Genomic DNA, 15,319 nt, shown 5'->3' with positions numbered 1-15,319 from the left:
CGGATCACTCAAACTCCATGATCACGTCATCAACGGCAAGGTTGTCACCCGCCGCCGCATTGATCTTGGACACGACGCATTTCTTTTCGGCCCGCAGGATGTTTTCCATTTTCATGGCTTCCACGGTGCACAGCGCCTGACCTTCTTGGATTTCGTCACCAACTTCGACGTTCACAGTGACGATCAGACCCGGCATCGGGCACAGCAACAATTTAGATGTATCCGCCGCAACCTTTTCCGGCATCAATGCGGCCAGTTCGGCCTGACGCGGTGTGTAGACGTTCACAGGCATATCTGCGCCGCGATACCGAACGCGGAAACCACCTGGCAATTTGCTGATTTTCAATACCAACGGCTTTCCGTCGACCATCAGCTTGGCCAGCGGCTGGCCCGGTGTCCAGTCGCTTTCCACGCGGAACACATCGTCGCCAATGCCGATGGTCGCACCATCTTTATCAGCAGCGACAGTCGCTTCAAGCGATTGATCTTGCAAGCGAACAACCCAGTCACCGCCAACCACACGTTCGTGGTTATCCATCCGGCCCGAAATACGTGACCGCCGGATTTCAGCGACACGGTGCATGGCAGCGGCGGCAGCGGCGATACGGTTGATGTCTTCATCCGGCAGCGTCACACCTTCGAACCCTTCGGGATATTCTTCCTCGATGAACGCGGTGGTCATGTTGCCGGACGTAAATTTCGGATGGTCGTATACGGCGGCAAGGAACGGCAGGTTATGCCCGATGCCCTCAACCTCAAACGCATCCAGCGCAAGGCGCATTTCCTCAATCGCATCCGCGCGGTTCGGCGCCCAAGTGCACAGTTTCGCGATCATTGGATCGTAATACATGCTGATTTCGCCGCCTTCATAGACGCCAGTGTCGTTCCGGACAGCGCGCGTCGGCGTGGCCTCTTCTGCAGGTGGACGGTACCGGGTCAAACGCCCAATAGACGGCAGGAATCCACGATATGGGTCTTCGGCATACAGGCGGCTTTCCATCGCCCAGCCGTTAATTTTCAGATCTTCCTGCTTCATCGGCAGCGTTTCACCGTAAGCGACACGGATCATCTGTTCGACCAGATCAACGCCTGTGATCAGTTCGGTGACAGGGTGTTCCACCTGCAAACGTGTATTCATTTCAAGGAAATAGAAGTTACGGTCACCATCAACGATGAATTCCACTGTACCAGCAGAGGAATAATCAACGGCCTGCGCCAAAGCGACAGATTGCTTGCCCATCGCCGCACGAGTTTCTTCATCAAGGAATGGGCTTGGTGCCTCTTCAATGACTTTCTGGTTCCGACGCTGGATCGAACATTCGCGTTCGTGCAGGTAAACGCCGTTGCCGTGTTTGTCGCAAAGCACCTGAATTTCGATGTGACGCGGCTGTGTCACGAATTTCTCAATGAAAATACGGTCATCGCCGAATGAATTAGCCGCTTCGTTCTTAGACGACTGAAACCCTTCACGGGCTTCCTCATCATTCCACGCGATACGCATACCCTTACCACCGCCACCGGCAGAGGCTTTAATCATCACGGGATAGCCAACCTCGTTGGAGATTTTCACCGCGTGTTCCGCGTCGTCAATCAAGCCCATGAAACCGGGCACAGTTGATACGTTCGCTTCTTTTGCCAATTTTTTGGACGTAATCTTGTCGCCCATCGCTTCGATCGCGCCTTTTGGCGGCCCGATGAAAGCAACGCCAGCGGCCTCTAATGCTTCTGCAAACTTGGAGTTCTCGGAAAGGAACCCGTACCCCGGATGCACGGCTTCGGCACCAGTTTGCTTGATCGCATCCATGACCTTGTCGATCACGATGTAGGATTGGTTCGCAGGGGCCGGTCCGATATGCACCGCCTCATCCGCCATTTTCACATGCAACGCATTGCGATCCGCGTCAGAATAGATGGCGACCGTTTGGATACCCATCTTTTTAGCGGTCTTAATGACGCGGCAAGCAATTTCGCCACGGTTCGCGATGAGGATTTTCTTAAACATATGCGGTGTCCTTTGAACGCAAAACAGCCGCCAAGGACGGACCCTGACGGCTGTTCATGATAGTGTGACGCGCCAGAGCGGCGCGAAATGTCTTAGCGTGACGCGCGGCAGATGCCTGCGTCGTCGCACAGTAGGCCAGCAGCTGCGCCCGCAAGTGCTGTCGCTGTTTGGTCTGTGCCAAGCGCATCTGCAGCAACCGCACCAGCGGCTGCGCCAACAGCGCCACGCTGCAAATCTGTTTCCAAGCAACCCGCGAGAGCGAATGAAGCAGCTGCTGCGATGATCCAAGTTTTCTTAAGCATGTTTTTTTGCCTTTGTCTGAAATTTCAATAGCCAATAATGTGACTGTATCGGACGTAACAACAAGAGCAACCAAAAGGTTCCGGCATTTTTTTGCGCATACGTCAAAAAAAGAAACCGGCTGACCCTTTGCAGGGGCAGACCGGTAGGAGTGAGGGTCACGCACGAGACAGTAGGCTATTAGACGTGGGGTCCAACTATGCGTGCCCAATCGGTGACATGCCGCCCACAAACCTGCAAAGGTTTCTACAAAACCGAAACGCGGATGCGCTAAGTCTTGCTGAAATTGCAGGTCACTACGCGAATTCATGCCGAAACGTGCCATAACTACAGCCCCGGCACTTCGGGGAAACTGATCCGCGCACGTGCGGTATCGATCTGAAGCAACGCGTCATAACTTTGCGGATCAAACGGATCTTCAGCCGGAATAACCTCGCGCCCGAACAACCAACTTAGCCGTCCTGCATCCAGGTTTCCGCGCACGAACGGTTCGTCGCCAAACTGTTCCCAAAGCGCCTGCATGAACCCCGCATCAGCCCGCCGGTCCGCTGGCTTGCGGTCGGGATGCCGTGTGCGTTCCGTGATTTCGGTCGCGACACCGTCTTTGGTGCCACGGCGAATGGTGAACTGAAAATCAGTACCGGGTAATCTGCCGGGGAAGCCGCGATGTTTTTCCATCACAGACCTGCCCGCGCGGAGGCGCTAGTTGATGGGCGTGCTGACCGGTGCGCTGTGCAACGTGTCCGCGTTTGACGCGCCGATGCTTCCGAAGAATGCGGCGACTGCCATGAACGCCGCGACCATGAAGGTCTTGGTGCCAAATGCCATTGGGTTGTCCTGCTCTGCTCTGTTGGTGCCGGATCGTTCGATCTCATCCACCTGCCTGTCGATGGCATAGCAATAGCAGAACACGGTTGATCCCCAAAGGGGGCCGTTCCGAATTCGTTGATCTGTGTTTGGGGTGCATCAGCGGAATTCCCCCATTGGTGTGTCTGTTTCATTCTCAGAAATCCTCCCACATGCAGGCACCTGCCTGAATACTGAAAGGCTGGAAATACTGGACAACCTCAGGGCTGGCCACGCCAAACTCGACCTCGGACGCAGAAAGTGAAATCACCACGTCCCCATCCGTCCAGCCGTTTTCGGCCAGTCCCGGCACGACGATCTTATCACACAGGTACTGCAGGTCAGGTACGACATCCGTGAATGTGGCCCCATTTTCGATACCAATTTGCGGAGCCAAAAACCGGAACCGCGCGGTCTGTTGAGCGGGCTCCAAGATCACATCGTACAGCGCAATATCCAAACCTGACGGGACAGACACCTGCTGGGCGCCCCCCATGGACGTGGTCAGAACCAGCGCGATTGCGGCAAAACATCTTTTCATCATCACTGGCTCCTTTCTATTCTTTTGGCTGCAAATATCCCGGGTGAGGCCGCAGGCCGAGGGCAGCGCCCTCTTCTACAACGGAATGTTATCGTGCTTTTTCCACGGGTTCTTAGCTTGCTTGCCGCGCAGTGACGCAAAGGCCCGACAGACGCGTTTGCGTGTGGAATGCGGCATGATCACTTCGTCGATGAAGCCCTTTTCAGCGGCGACAAACGGGTTCGCGAACCGATCCTCGTAATCTTTGGTGTGCTGCGCGATCTTGTCAGCATCGGCCAAATCGGCGCGATGAATAATCTCGGTCGCGCCCTTCGCCCCCATCACAGCGATTTCGGCAGTTGGCCACGCGTAGTTGAAATCGCCACGCAGGTGTTTGGACGCCATCACGTCATAGGCCCCACCGTAGGCTTTACGCGTGATGACCGTGACCTTCGGCACAGTCGCCTCACCATAAGCGAACAGCAGCTTCGCGCCGTGTTTAATTACGCCGCCATATTCCTGCGACGTCCCCGGCAAGAAGCCCGGCACATCGACAAGCGTCAGGATAGGAATTTCAAACGCATCACAGAAACGCACAAAACGCGCCGCTTTACGCGAACTATCAATATCCAAACAACCGGCCAGAACCATTGGCTGGTTCGCGATGACACCAACGGTCTGACCTTCCAGCCGGATAAAGCCGGTCAGGATGTTCTTCGCGTAGTCTTCCTGAATTTCATAGAAGTCACCTTCGTCACCCAGTTTGGTGATCAGTTCCTTCATGTCATATGGCGTGTTCGCGTTGTCAGGGATCAGCGTATCAAGACTGTCCTCCAACCGGTTCACGTCATCAAAGAACGGACGCACGGGCGCTTTCTGGCGGTTGTTCAACGGCAGGAAATCAACCAAACGGCGCACTTCGATCAACGCCTCGACATCATTTTCAAACGCGCCATCCGCAACCGAAGACTTCTTCGTGTGGGTCGATGCACCACCTAGTTCTTCCGCCGTAACCACTTCATTCGTAACTGTTTTCACAACATCAGGGCCAGTGACGAACATATAAGACGTGTCTTTCACCATAAAGATGAAATCGGTCATCGCAGGCGAATAAACCGCACCACCTGCACAAGGCCCCATGATCACACTGATCTGCGGGACAACGCCGGACGCCATAATGTTGCGCTGGAAAACCTCAGCGTAACCGGCAAGTGACGCCACACCTTCTTGGATACGTGCGCCACCAGAATCGTTCAGGCCAATCACAGGCGCACCGTTTTGCACGGCCATATCCATGATTTTACAAATCTTTTGCGCATGTGTTTCTGACAGCGATCCACCAAAGACGGTGAAATCCTGAGAGAACACATAAACCATACGGCCATTGATTGTGCCCCAACCGGTCACAACACCATCACCCGCAGGCCGTTGTTCTTCCATGCCAAAATCGGTGCAGCGATGTACGACGAACATATCGAATTCTTCAAACGACCCATCATCCAGCAAGAGATCGATCCGCTCGCGCGCGGTCAGCTTGCCCTTGGCGTGCTGCGCCGCAATTCGTTTTTCACCACCACCCAAACGGGCCGTGTCGCGGCGATCTTGAAGCTCTTGCAGAATATCCATGGCGTGTCTCTTTTGCTGCGGTTCTGCAGACCCTAGGTCTAATCGGTAAATTTCTAAAGAACGAATGAGCAGATTTGCAAATAAACCAAGTTACCAAATTCACGATTTGAATAGTTGCAAATTTTATCTCTGCATTTTTGCACATAGCTGTCGCAGCGCCAGCCATGGACAGGCCAATACGACAGGCATAGGTCTTGGGCATGACAACGCTTCCGAATGTGCGCTTCTTATCTCGCACCACACCGCCTCACATCGTGACTCTTGTTTTACTCGCCGGCATCGGCGCGTTGAACATGTCGATCTTTTTGCCGTCGCTCAACGCCATGACGGATTACTTCGACACGACCTATGCCGTGATGCAGATTTCCCTGTCGGGATATCTGGCGGCAACGGCGGCGCTGCAGATATTTATTGGACCAATCTCGGATAAAGTTGGGCGACGCAAAGTTGTTTTGGTCGCGATCGGCATTTTTATCCTCGCCACAATCGGCGCTATGTTTGCAAAATCCGTTGAGGTTTTCCTGGCTTTCCGGCTCTTGCAAGCCTCGGTCGCGACTTCGCTCGTCCTAAGCCGCACAATCGTGCGCGACATGGTCCCACAGGACCAAGCGGCCTCCATGATTGGCTATGTGACAATGGGGATGGCATTGGTGCCTATGTTCGGCCCGATGATTGGCGGCGTCCTGCAGGAACTTTTCGACTGGCACGCGACCTTTGCGTTTCTAGCACTAGCCGGAATCGGAGTTTTTGCATTGGCCTACTTCGATCTTGGCGAAACCGTGCAAGACGGCGGCATGGGCTTCGGCGAACAGATCAAAAGCTACCCCGCCCTGTTCGCGTCACCACGTTTCTGGGGCTACGCATTATGCGCGGCATTCGCCAGCGGCGCATTCTTTGCGCTCCTAGGTGGCGCATCTTTCATCGCCAGCAGCGTCTTTAAACTATCTCCATTCTGGAGCGGCGTCGGCCTCGGCGCCCCCGCCATCGGCTACGCTGCGGGCAACTTCTTGTCAGGCCGCTATTCCGTGCAGCTCGGCATCAACAAAATGGCGTTGATCGGCACAATCGTCACCTTGGTCGGCATGGGCGCATCACTGGGTCTGTCGCTAGCTGGTTTCAATCATCCCCTTGCTTTCTTTGGCTTTTGTACATTCTTGGGCCTCGGCAACGGCATGTCGATGCCCAACGCAACGGCAGGCTTATTGTCCGTGCGCCCGCGCCTTGCGGGCACCGCAAGCGGGTTGGGCGGTGCCATCATGGTTGGCGGCGGCGCGGCGTTATCGCAATTCGCAGGCGGCTTGTTAACCGTAGAAAGCGGCACGATCCCACTGCAATGGCTGATGTTCATCGTCTCTGCACTGGCAATGGTGTCGCTGTTGCTGGTCATGCAACGGACACGACAGATCAACGCTTGATTTGCAATATTTGCAGGCGCTATGACGGTGCCTAGCTAAATTGCAAAGGGCGGCACCATGGCGGTTCAGAAACTTTACGCGGGCGCGAAGCTGCGCGAGCTACGTGGTCGCGTATCCCTGACGCAAAAAGCGTTTGCCGACAGGTTGGGGGTGTCCCTTCCGTATCTGAACCAAATGGAAAACAACAACCGGCCGGTCAGTACTGCAGTTGTTCTTGGTCTTGCGCAGGAATTCGGGTTCGATGTGACAGAATTGCAGGCAGGCGACGAAGCCCGTCTTGTCAGCGATATGCGCGAAGCTTTGGCCGATCCCGTGTTCACAGGCCCTACCCCGCCTCTTGTAGATTTACGACTTGCGGCAGCAAACGCGCCCGCATTGGTCCGCGCGTTTTTGGATTTGCACACGGGCTACCGTCAAAGCCAAGAACGCCTCGCTTCGCTTGACGAAGCATTGGGTCGTGAAGACGCCAGACCCACCCCAAGCCCTTGGGAAGAGGTGCGCGACTTCTTTCACTATTGTGATAATTACATCGATCCGGTCGACCGTGCCGCTGAACGTTTTACGCAGACAATTCCGCCTGACGAAACGCTGATGCAAGCCACGACATCCGCATTGTCAAAGGCAGGTGTGCGGGTCAGGATCGAACCCGTTGATACTATAAGGTCCTATGATGCCAGCACAAAAACGCTGACCCTGTCGCAGTTCGCGCCCGCCGCGACACAAAGCTTTCAGCTTTTACTGCAACTGGCGCTGCTCACCCGCAGCGACCTGCTCGAAGCCACGCTCGATCTTGCACGTTTCCAATCTGACGCAGCGCGCAACATCGCCAAGGTCGGCTTGGCCAACTACTTTGCCGGGGCTGCGTTGATGCCCTACACTGCTTTCTTGGAGGCAGCGCAAAACACCCGCCACGATCTGGAAATCCTGTCTGCACGATTTGGCGCATCGCTTGAACAAATCGCACATCGATTGTCCACGCTGCAACGACCCAACGCCAAAGGCATCCCCTTCTTCTTTGTGCGCGTTGATCAGGCAGGCACAATCACAAAACGGCATTCAGCCACGACATTGCAATTCGCACGTTACGGCGGCGCGTGCCCGCTGTGGAACGTGCACCGCGCGTTTGAAACCCAAGGCCAGTTTCTACGTCAATTGGCTGAAACGCCTGACGGGGCACGTTATTTTTGTCTCGCCCGCGACGTCAGTAAATCAGGTGGATCCTACACGGCCCCCGTCCGCCGCTATGCCATCGGTCTAGGCTGCGAAGTCAAACACGCAGATGCCGTCGTCTACGCCGATCACATGAACACCAGCGCGCCAGAAGCCTACGAACCCATCGGAATTTCTTGCCGCATTTGCGAACGTAAAACCTGCCACCAACGCGCAGTCCCGCCATTAGAACGAGAACTGCACGTTGATCCAAACCATCGCGGAATGCTGCCGTATCAGGTCGATTAACGCTGTTCGGTTGCCCACCGCGGATGAATCCACGGCTGGTCATTTGCAGGCGCAAGCGGCTGTTTTCCAAGCACAAAGTCAGCGATTTTTTCACCAACCATGATCGACGGCCCGTTCAAATTCCCGTTCGTAATCCGTGGGAAAATCGAACTATCAGCAACCCGCAAACCGTCAACGCCAATGACACGTCCTTCGGGATCAACAACTGCGTTCGGATCATCTGCCGCGCCCATCTTACACGTGCCACACGGATGGTAAGCGCTTTCAACGTGCTCTTTGATGAAAGCATCAAGCGCTTCGTCGCTTTGCGCATCTTCACCCGGTTGGATTTCCTTACCACGGTAAGGTGCGAATGCATCCTGTCCGAAAATTTCGCGCGTCAGGCGAATACATTTCCGGAAATCAGCCCAATCTGACGGATCAGACATGTAGTTGAACAGGATTTTCGGATTGTCCTTCGGATCAGCCGACCGTAGCGAAACATGCCCCCGCGACACGGACCGCATTGGGCCAACATGGGCCTGATATCCGTGCCCTTCCGCCGCGACTTTTCCGTCGTAACGCACTGCAATTGGTAGAAAGTGATACTGAATATCCGGATACTTAACGCCTGCTTTCGACCGAATAAACGCGGCACTTTCGAACTGGTTCGATGTGCCAAGACCGGTTTTGCGGATCAACCATTCAAGACCAATTCGGCTTTTCCACAGCAGCGTCCAATATTTGAACAAAGACACAGGTCGGATGGCGGCCTGTTGAATGTAAAGTTCAAGATGGTCTTGCAGGTTTTGCCCCACACCTGGTCGATCTGCGACCACATCAATGCCGTGCTCAGCCAAATGCGCCGCTGGCCCAACGCCAGACAACATCAACAGTTTTGGAGAGTTCAACGACGACGCCGCCACAATGACTTCGACATTAGCCTTGATAATTTGCGTCTGCCCTTTGATGTCGACTTCAACCCCAACCGCTTTCCCATTTTCAATCACAACCCGCCGTGCGAAGGCGCGGACGAGGTTGCAATTGTCTTTTTTCAACGCGGGCCGCAGATAGGCGTTGGCTGCAGACCAACGCCGCCCCTTCCAGATCGTCGCATCGAAAGGACCAAAGCCTTCCTGCTGTTCACCGTTGTAATCGTCGGTCGTCTCATAGCCAGCTTGCTTGCCCGCCTCGACGAAAGCAAGCGTCAGCGGGTTTTTCCGCGGCCCGCGCGTCACATGCAAAGGGCCGTCCTCGCCGCGCCACGCCGGATCGCCGCCGTGACCGCCGGAATGCCAGCTCTCCATACGCTTGAAGTAGGGAAGCACATCCGCATAAGACCACCCATGCGCGCCGCTTTCCGCCCAATGGTCGTAGTCCATCGCGTGACCGCGCACGTAGATCATACCGTTGATCGAAGATGATCCACCGATGACTTTACCGCGTGGGGTGACAAGGGTCCGACCATCCAAATGTGGTTCAGGTTCGGTCTGTAAGCCCCAGTCATACATCGACATATTCATCGGATAGGACAAGGCGGCAGGCATCTGGATGAATGGACCACCGTCCCAACCGCCGTGTTCGATCACAAGCACATCTTTGCCCGCTTCGGCCAATCGGTACGCCATCGCGCAGCCAGCAGACCCCGCCCCGATGATTACATAATCCGCTTGCATCAGAATGGTGCCTCAACGTCTGTCATCGCCACATAAACGCCCTTTACCTGCGAATAGTGGTCAATCGCTGCCTTCGAGTTTTCACGACCAACGCCGGACATTTTCATCCCGCCAAACGGGGCTTCGACCGGCGCGAGGTTATAAGTGTTAATGTAGCAAGTGCCTGCTTCAAACCCCGCGACCATCCGATGCGCACGCGTCAGATCTGCGGTAAAAACGCCAGCGGCCAGACCAAATTCGGTGTCATTGGCGCGGCGCAGCACTTCCTCTTCAGTGTCGAAATCAAGAACGGACAGAACCGGTCCAAAGATTTCTTCGCGCGCGATGGTCATGTCATCAGTCACGTCGGCAAAGACGGTCGGTTCGATGAAAAACCCATCGCGATCAACGCGTTTGCCACCAAAAGTGATCCGCGCGCCTTCCTCAACGCCCTTCGCAATATAGCCTTCCACGATGTCGCGCTGGTTTTCCGACACCATAGGTCCGAAATTCGTATCTGGGTCCTGCGGGTCCCCCATCACAACACCACCAAGCCGTTCAGACATCCGTTTCAGAAACGCGTCCTTGATGCCTTTTTGAACGAACACACGGGTGCCGTTGGAACAGACCTGCCCCGTCGAATAAAAGTTGCCAAGGATCGCGCCAGACACGGCATTTTCCAGATCGGCATCGTCAAAGATCACCAGCGGAGATTTCCCGCCCAGCTCCATCGTGACGTGCTTCATGCCAGCGGCAGCAGCAGCGTAAACCTTTTTACCCGTCGGAACCGACCCCGTCAGGGACACCTTATCAACGCGCGGATCGGTCACCAGCGATGCACCAACGGCGCCAAGCCCTTGCACCACATTGTAAATCCCCGCAGGTGCACCCGCTTCCATCAGGATTTCGGCGACTTTCAACGCAGACAATGGCGTGGTTTCAGACGGCTTGAATACCATCGCATTCCCGCAGGCCAGCGCTGGTGCGCCTTTCCAACAGGCGATTTGCGTCGGGTAGTTCCACGCACCGATGCCAACGCAAACGCCAAGCGCTTCGCGGCGGGAATACACGAAATCTTCGCCCAATTGGATGTGTTCGCCCGTCAGGCTACCCGCCAAGCCACCGAAGTATTCCAATGCATCAGCGCCCGATGTCGCATCCGCAACGGACGTTTCTTGATAGGGTTTGCCCGTGTCGTAGGTTTCCAGCACGGATAGATCGTGATTGCGTTCACGCATGATATCCGCAGCACGGCGCAGCACACGGCCACGTTCGGTGCCAGTCATCGCGGCCCAATCTTTTTGCGCGCGCTTCGCAGCGTCCAAGGCTTGGTTAATGATCGCAGGGGTCGCTGCATGCAGCTTTGCAATCACTTCGCCCGTTGCAGGGTAGATCACATCAAAGGCTTCGCCCGCTGTGTCTTCGATATACTGGCCATCAATAAAATGGCTGGCTTTAGGTTGTTGGTGCATAGGTCGGATACCTTCGGAAGGAGATGTCAGGACAGGTGAATGCGGTCATTCACCCCTTGGAAACCGTTGATTTTCTTCGAGAACATTCAGGTCCATGTGATTGCGCATGTACCGTTCGGACGCTTTTTGCAGCGGCTGGAAATCCCACGGAAAATAGGCGCCATTGCGCAAGGATTCGTAGACAACCCAGCGGCCCGCTTGGGAATGTCGGACGTCCGCATCAAACGCTGCAAGATCCCAGCGCTTTTCAGCTTTGGCTTTGATCGTGGTTAACGTGCCTTGGTGATCGGGATGATCCGCAAGGTTCGTCAACTCATGCGGGTCGTTTTCCATGTCAAACAGCTGATCGGGATCAAGGCTGCACATGTTGAACTTCCACTTACCATACCGCAGGGATACGACAGGCGCATAAGATGCCTCTGCCGCGTATTCCATCGCGACAGGTGTGTCGCGCGTGGCACCTTGCCCAAGCGGCTTGATGCTCTCGCCCCGCGTCCACGGCATCACCTCAGACATGTCAATATTGGCCAAATCACACAGCGTCGGACAGACGTCGATGTTGGAAACGGGCGTCGTGACCAACCCCGGTTCCATATCAGGGCTGCTGATCATCATCGGCACGCGGGCGGACCCGTCGTAGAAGGACATTTTGAACCAAAGCCCGCGTTCGCCCAGCATATCGCCGTGATCGGACACAAACAGGATCGTTGCTTCTTGCCGCGTGTCTTCAAGCGTTTGCAGCAATTCACCAACCTTATCATCAAGGTAGGAAATATTCGCAAAATAGGCCCGCCGCGCCCGTTTGATCATGTCTTCCGTGATGTTGAAATTATCGCGGTCGTTCGCGTCCAGAATACGCTGGGAATGGGCGTCCTGATCTTCGTACGGGATCGGCCCAATTTCTGGCATCAGGTGGTCGCAATCCTCGTAAAGGTCCCAGTATTTCTTGCGGGTCACGTACGGATCATGCGGATGTGTGAAGCTGACGGTCAAGCACCACGGACGGTCGTCATGCCCGCGGGACAGGTCATACAACTTGCGGGTCGCGTGATACGCCACCTCGTCATCGTATTCCATCTGGTTGCTGATTTCAGCAACGCCAGCACCCGTCACAGACCCCATGTTGTGATACCACCAGTCAATCCGTTCACCTGGTTTGCGGTAATCGGGTGTCCAACCAAAATCGGGTGGGTAGATGTCAGTCGTCAGGCGTTCTTCGAAACCGTGCAACTGATCGGGGCCAACAAAGTGCATCTTGCCGGACAGACATGTCTGATACCCAGCGCGGCGCAAGTGATGGGCATAGGTTGGCAAACTGGACGCAAATTCAGCGGCATTGTCATACACACCCGTCCGCGACGGCAACTGGCCAGTCATGAACGACGCACGCCCCGGCGCGCACAGCGGGGACGCCGTGTAACACTGCTGGAACCGTGTGGATTTTGCGGCCAGTTTCTTCATGTTCGGCGCATGCAACCAGTCCGCAGGACCGTCGGGAAACAATGTCCCGTTTAGTTGGTCCACCATGATTATCAGGATATTTGGCTTGGTCATGCAGCACCTTTTGTTAAAGAGGAAAGTAGCGCCAAAGCTTGGCCTTCAGGGTTCGCGTCCGGCCCCGTTAGGGTCGCGCGGATATACAATCCGTCGATCAGCGCGGCCAACATGTCGGCCGCCGCTTGTGGATCTTCGCACATCGGACGCAAGGCATCCGTCAGGTTTGAGCGAAGTCGTTTTTGATAAATCCGCAGCAAATGCAAGGCGTCAGGATTTGTCTGGGCCTGCGCGTAAAACGTCATCCATGCGCTGACCGTGGCTGGTGCAAAGCAGGATGCAGCAAAACTGGCACGGATAATTGCCTGTGCCCGCCCAGCAGGTGTCTTTGCCTTTGCTAGCTCCGCACGCACCTCAGCCCCGTACTCCGTCAGAATATGGCGCATGGCTGCGACAAAAATCTGGTCCTTGCCACCAAAGTAATGGTGGGCCAACGCGGACGACATGCCAGCACGCTTAGCAATCTTGCTAACCGTCACATCAAGCGATCCCGCCGCGCCGATTTCAGCAATCGTCGCTTCGACCAAAGCTGCGCGTCTGATGGGTTCCATTCCGATTTTAGGCATTGAAGGCTCCTTTCCCGACCTCTCGCATTATTTTAATTGACTCGTCAATCAATAAAAAATCCGCGCGAAATGAGCTGAAGACCCACATCGCAGGTTTTCATTGGATCAGAGTTTTGTCGCGGGTACTGACGGCGTCACGGATCGACGGGCGACGGCTTCGCGCCATGTGATAAAGCTAACGGACGCCATGATGACCAAACCACCCACCACAACCCAGCCATCCACGGCTTCGTCAAAGACCAGAAACCCAAGCAAAACCGCCCAGATCAATTGTAGGAACGTGACAGGTTGCGTGACCGTCAATGGGGCGGCCGCGAAGGCCAATGTCATCGTGTAATGACCAGCGGTCGCAAAGCAGGCGACCAAAAACAGCCAGCCCAGTTGCGCAAGCGTCGGCGTGACCCAAACCGCAATCGCAAAAGGTGCCAGACCGATTGTCACGGTCACCGACAACATCCCAACGACAACAGCCGGAGAAACCTCGCCCGACAATTGCTTCGCAACAAGGTATCCGACCGCAAACAAAAGCGCCGTGCCGATCATGGCAATGTGCCCTTCTTCGACCGCTTTGATGCCCGGACGCAGAATAATCATGGCGCCGATTAAGGCGATAATCACAGCCGCTAACCGGCGGGGTGGCAATTTCTCTTTCAAAAACAGGGTCGCACCGATCGTGACATAGATCGGGGAAAGGTAATTCATCGCGGTCACTTCGGCGATCGGAATGCGCGCCATGGCAAAGAACCACAGAATGACGGCAAGCGTATGCGCCACGCCGCGCATCGCGAACAGCTTCAGCTGACGACCGGTCAAACGGGCCGCCAGAATGGGCCGGATCATCGGAATGAGGAAGACAAGACCAAGTACATAACGCAGAAAAGCGCCTTGCGCGGCAGGCACGTCCGACCCGACGTGCTTCACCAGCGCCGTCACGGCCACAAAGTTGAGGCCGGTCATCACCATCCAAAAAATGCCAAGTGCGGGACGCGGGTTTGTCATGGCCTAGCGGTGACACCTGCCCCACCAAATGACAAGAGGCGAACCGATAACGGTCCGCCCCAAAATTTTCGCGATAGATCGTGGTCGCACTTAGCTTTCAGCGTAGGCGGCCATGACTTCGTCAGACGCTTCAAAGTTGGTTGTGACGGTTTGCACATCGTCATCATCTTCCAGCGCTTCTACCAGCTTCATCAGCTTGGTCAGGCTTTCAAGATCCAGATCAGTCTGGATATTCGGCTTCCAGATCAGTTTCGAACTTTCGCTTTCGCCCAAATCAGCCTCCAACGCGTTCGACACTTCGTGCAAATCGGTGTCGCCTGTGTAGATCACGTGGCCTTCTTCATCGCTTTCGACGTCTTCTGCGCCAGCTTCGAGGGCTGCCATCATCACAGTGTCCGCATCGCCGACTGACGCCGGATATGTGACCATGCCCTTACGGTCGAACATGAAGCCAACAGACCCCGTTTCGCCCAAGTTGCCGCCGTTTTTCGTGAACGTCGACCGCACCGTTGACGCGGTCCGGTTGCGGTTGTCGGTCATCGCCTCGACAATTACAGCGACGCCGTTTGGACCGTAGCCTTCATAGCGGATTTCATCGTAGTTTTCCGCATCACCACCAGTGGCTTTGTTGATCGCGCGATCAATCACGTCCTTTGGCACAGAAACAGATTTCGCTTCTTTTACCGCCATCCGCAAGCGCGGGTTTTTATCCGGATCAGGGTCGCCCATTTTGGCGGCGACAGTGATTTCTTTACTCATTTTCGAGAACACCTTGGCGCGGATTTTGTCCTGACGCCCTTTACGGTGCTGAATATTCGCCCATTTGGAATGGCCTGCCATGGGAAATCCCCTTTGTCTTACCTGTCGGCTGTACTGTCATAAATCTGCGCCTCTATAGGGCACCGAAGGGGTGTGTTGCAACGTCAA

The 15,319-nt window shown here is 55.3% G+C and carries 14 protein-coding genes; 3 read left to right on the top strand and 11 right to left on the bottom strand.

The features are described 5' to 3' along the window. Positions 1-4: 4 nt before the first annotated feature. The 3 genes from MWU61_RS00885 to MWU61_RS00875 all read right to left on the bottom strand — a co-directional run bounded on the left by MWU61_RS00885 (position 5) and on the right by MWU61_RS00875 (position 2,980). Complete coding sequence (locus MWU61_RS00885; protein ID WP_247125983.1) at positions 5-2,002, bottom strand: acetyl/propionyl/methylcrotonyl-CoA carboxylase subunit alpha; 1,998 nt, start codon at positions 2,000-2,002, stop codon at positions 5-7. Between the two features lie 92 nt (positions 2,003-2,094). After that, a complete protein-coding gene (locus MWU61_RS00880) occupies positions 2,095-2,304 on the bottom strand; it encodes a hypothetical protein (protein WP_247125981.1) in 210 nt (69 codons plus the stop codon). A gap of 325 nt (positions 2,305-2,629) precedes the next feature. After that, a complete protein-coding gene (locus MWU61_RS00875; RefSeq protein WP_247125979.1) occupies positions 2,630-2,980 on the bottom strand; it encodes a hypothetical protein in 351 nt (116 codons plus the stop codon). Between the two features lie 31 nt (positions 2,981-3,011). On the opposite strand from MWU61_RS00875, the gene MWU61_RS00870 reads away from it, so the two are divergent. Continuing rightward, positions 3,012-3,200 carry a hypothetical protein gene (locus MWU61_RS00870; protein ID WP_247125978.1) on the top strand — a complete coding sequence of 63 codons (189 nt, stop codon included), beginning with the start codon at positions 3,012-3,014 and terminating at the stop codon, positions 3,198-3,200. Between the two features lie 105 nt (positions 3,201-3,305). Here MWU61_RS00870 and MWU61_RS00865 read toward each other — a convergent pair whose 3' ends face one another. Together MWU61_RS00865 and MWU61_RS00860 are read right to left on the bottom strand one after the other, a co-directional pair. Further along, a complete protein-coding gene (locus tag MWU61_RS00865) occupies positions 3,306-3,692 on the bottom strand; it encodes a DUF6497 family protein (RefSeq protein WP_247125977.1) in 387 nt (128 codons plus the stop codon). 72 nt (positions 3,693-3,764) lie between these two features. Beyond that, positions 3,765-5,294 carry an acyl-CoA carboxylase subunit beta gene (locus tag MWU61_RS00860; RefSeq protein ID WP_247125976.1) on the bottom strand — a complete coding sequence of 510 codons (1,530 nt, stop codon included), beginning with the start codon at positions 5,292-5,294 and terminating at the stop codon, positions 3,765-3,767. A 200-nt stretch (positions 5,295-5,494) separates the two neighbouring features. Here MWU61_RS00860 and MWU61_RS00855 point away from each other — a divergent pair, with 200 nt between their 5' ends. Both MWU61_RS00855 and MWU61_RS00850 read left to right on the top strand, forming a co-directional pair. Next, positions 5,495-6,709 (top strand): multidrug effflux MFS transporter, encoded by a 1,215-nt coding sequence (locus tag MWU61_RS00855; RefSeq protein WP_247125974.1) that lies wholly within the window; start codon positions 5,495-5,497, stop codon positions 6,707-6,709. Between the two features lie 57 nt (positions 6,710-6,766). Continuing rightward, positions 6,767-8,167 (top strand): helix-turn-helix transcriptional regulator, encoded by a 1,401-nt coding sequence (locus tag MWU61_RS00850; protein WP_247125972.1) that lies wholly within the window; start codon positions 6,767-6,769, stop codon positions 8,165-8,167. Here MWU61_RS00850 and betA read toward each other — a convergent pair. The 6 genes from betA to MWU61_RS00820 form a co-directional block, all read right to left on the bottom strand. Beyond that, a complete protein-coding gene (gene betA / locus MWU61_RS00845) occupies positions 8,164-9,822 on the bottom strand; it encodes a choline dehydrogenase (protein WP_247125970.1) in 1,659 nt (552 codons plus the stop codon). The two genes, MWU61_RS00850 and betA, sit on opposite strands and share 4 nt — an antisense overlap. Then, entirely contained in the window at positions 9,822-11,273 is a 1,452-nt protein-coding gene (betB, locus tag MWU61_RS00840; protein WP_247125968.1) for a betaine-aldehyde dehydrogenase, read from the bottom strand. Before betB ends, betA begins: the two co-directional genes overlap by 1 nt. Positions 11,274-11,318: 45 nt before the next feature. Next, positions 11,319-12,827, bottom strand: coding sequence for a choline-sulfatase (betC, locus tag MWU61_RS00835; RefSeq protein WP_247125967.1), 1,509 nt, complete (start codon positions 12,825-12,827; stop codon positions 11,319-11,321). Further along, complete coding sequence (gene betI, locus MWU61_RS00830) at positions 12,824-13,393, bottom strand: transcriptional regulator BetI (protein ID WP_247125966.1); 570 nt, start codon at positions 13,391-13,393, stop codon at positions 12,824-12,826. Before betI ends, betC begins: the two co-directional genes overlap by 4 nt. Before the next feature lie 105 nt (positions 13,394-13,498). Further along, positions 13,499-14,392 (bottom strand): DMT family transporter, encoded by an 894-nt coding sequence (locus MWU61_RS00825; protein WP_247125965.1) that lies wholly within the window; start codon positions 14,390-14,392, stop codon positions 13,499-13,501. Positions 14,393-14,482: 90 nt separating this feature from the next. After that, positions 14,483-15,232, bottom strand: a complete 750-nt coding sequence (locus MWU61_RS00820; RefSeq protein ID WP_247125964.1) for a YebC/PmpR family DNA-binding transcriptional regulator — start codon at positions 15,230-15,232, stop codon at positions 14,483-14,485. Positions 15,233-15,319 lie beyond the last annotated feature (87 nt).

Origin of the sequence: Loktanella sp. F6476L (genome assembly GCF_023015725.1) — a bacterium.
Taxonomy (GTDB): Bacteria; Pseudomonadota; Alphaproteobacteria; order Rhodobacterales; family Rhodobacteraceae; genus Yoonia.
This window is presented reverse-complemented; position numbering and strand designations above follow the sequence as displayed.

Coding starts and splice junctions, on each gene's coding strand:
- MWU61_RS00885 (WP_247125983.1), bottom strand. CDS start 2,002: ATGTTTAAGAAAATCCTCATCGCGAACCGTGGCGAAATTGCTTGCCGC.
- MWU61_RS00880 (WP_247125981.1), bottom strand. CDS start 2,304: ATGCTTAAGAAAACTTGGATCATCGCAGCAGCTGCTTCATTCGCTCTC.
- MWU61_RS00875 (WP_247125979.1), bottom strand. CDS start 2,980: ATGGAAAAACATCGCGGCTTCCCCGGCAGATTACCCGGTACTGATTTT.
- MWU61_RS00870 (WP_247125978.1), top strand. CDS start 3,012: ATGGGCGTGCTGACCGGTGCGCTGTGCAACGTGTCCGCGTTTGACGCG.
- MWU61_RS00865 (WP_247125977.1), bottom strand. CDS start 3,692: ATGATGAAAAGATGTTTTGCCGCAATCGCGCTGGTTCTGACCACGTCC.
- MWU61_RS00860 (WP_247125976.1), bottom strand. CDS start 5,294: ATGGATATTCTGCAAGAGCTTCAAGATCGCCGCGACACGGCCCGTTTG.
- MWU61_RS00855 (WP_247125974.1), top strand. CDS start 5,495: ATGACAACGCTTCCGAATGTGCGCTTCTTATCTCGCACCACACCGCCT.
- MWU61_RS00850 (WP_247125972.1), top strand. CDS start 6,767: ATGGCGGTTCAGAAACTTTACGCGGGCGCGAAGCTGCGCGAGCTACGT.
- betA (WP_247125970.1), bottom strand. CDS start 9,822: ATGCAAGCGGATTATGTAATCATCGGGGCGGGGTCTGCTGGCTGCGCG.
- betB (WP_247125968.1), bottom strand. CDS start 11,273: ATGCACCAACAACCTAAAGCCAGCCATTTTATTGATGGCCAGTATATC.
- betC (WP_247125967.1), bottom strand. CDS start 12,827: ATGACCAAGCCAAATATCCTGATAATCATGGTGGACCAACTAAACGGG.
- betI (WP_247125966.1), bottom strand. CDS start 13,393: ATGCCTAAAATCGGAATGGAACCCATCAGACGCGCAGCTTTGGTCGAA.
- MWU61_RS00825 (WP_247125965.1), bottom strand. CDS start 14,392: ATGACAAACCCGCGTCCCGCACTTGGCATTTTTTGGATGGTGATGACC.
- MWU61_RS00820 (WP_247125964.1), bottom strand. CDS start 15,232: ATGGCAGGCCATTCCAAATGGGCGAATATTCAGCACCGTAAAGGGCGT.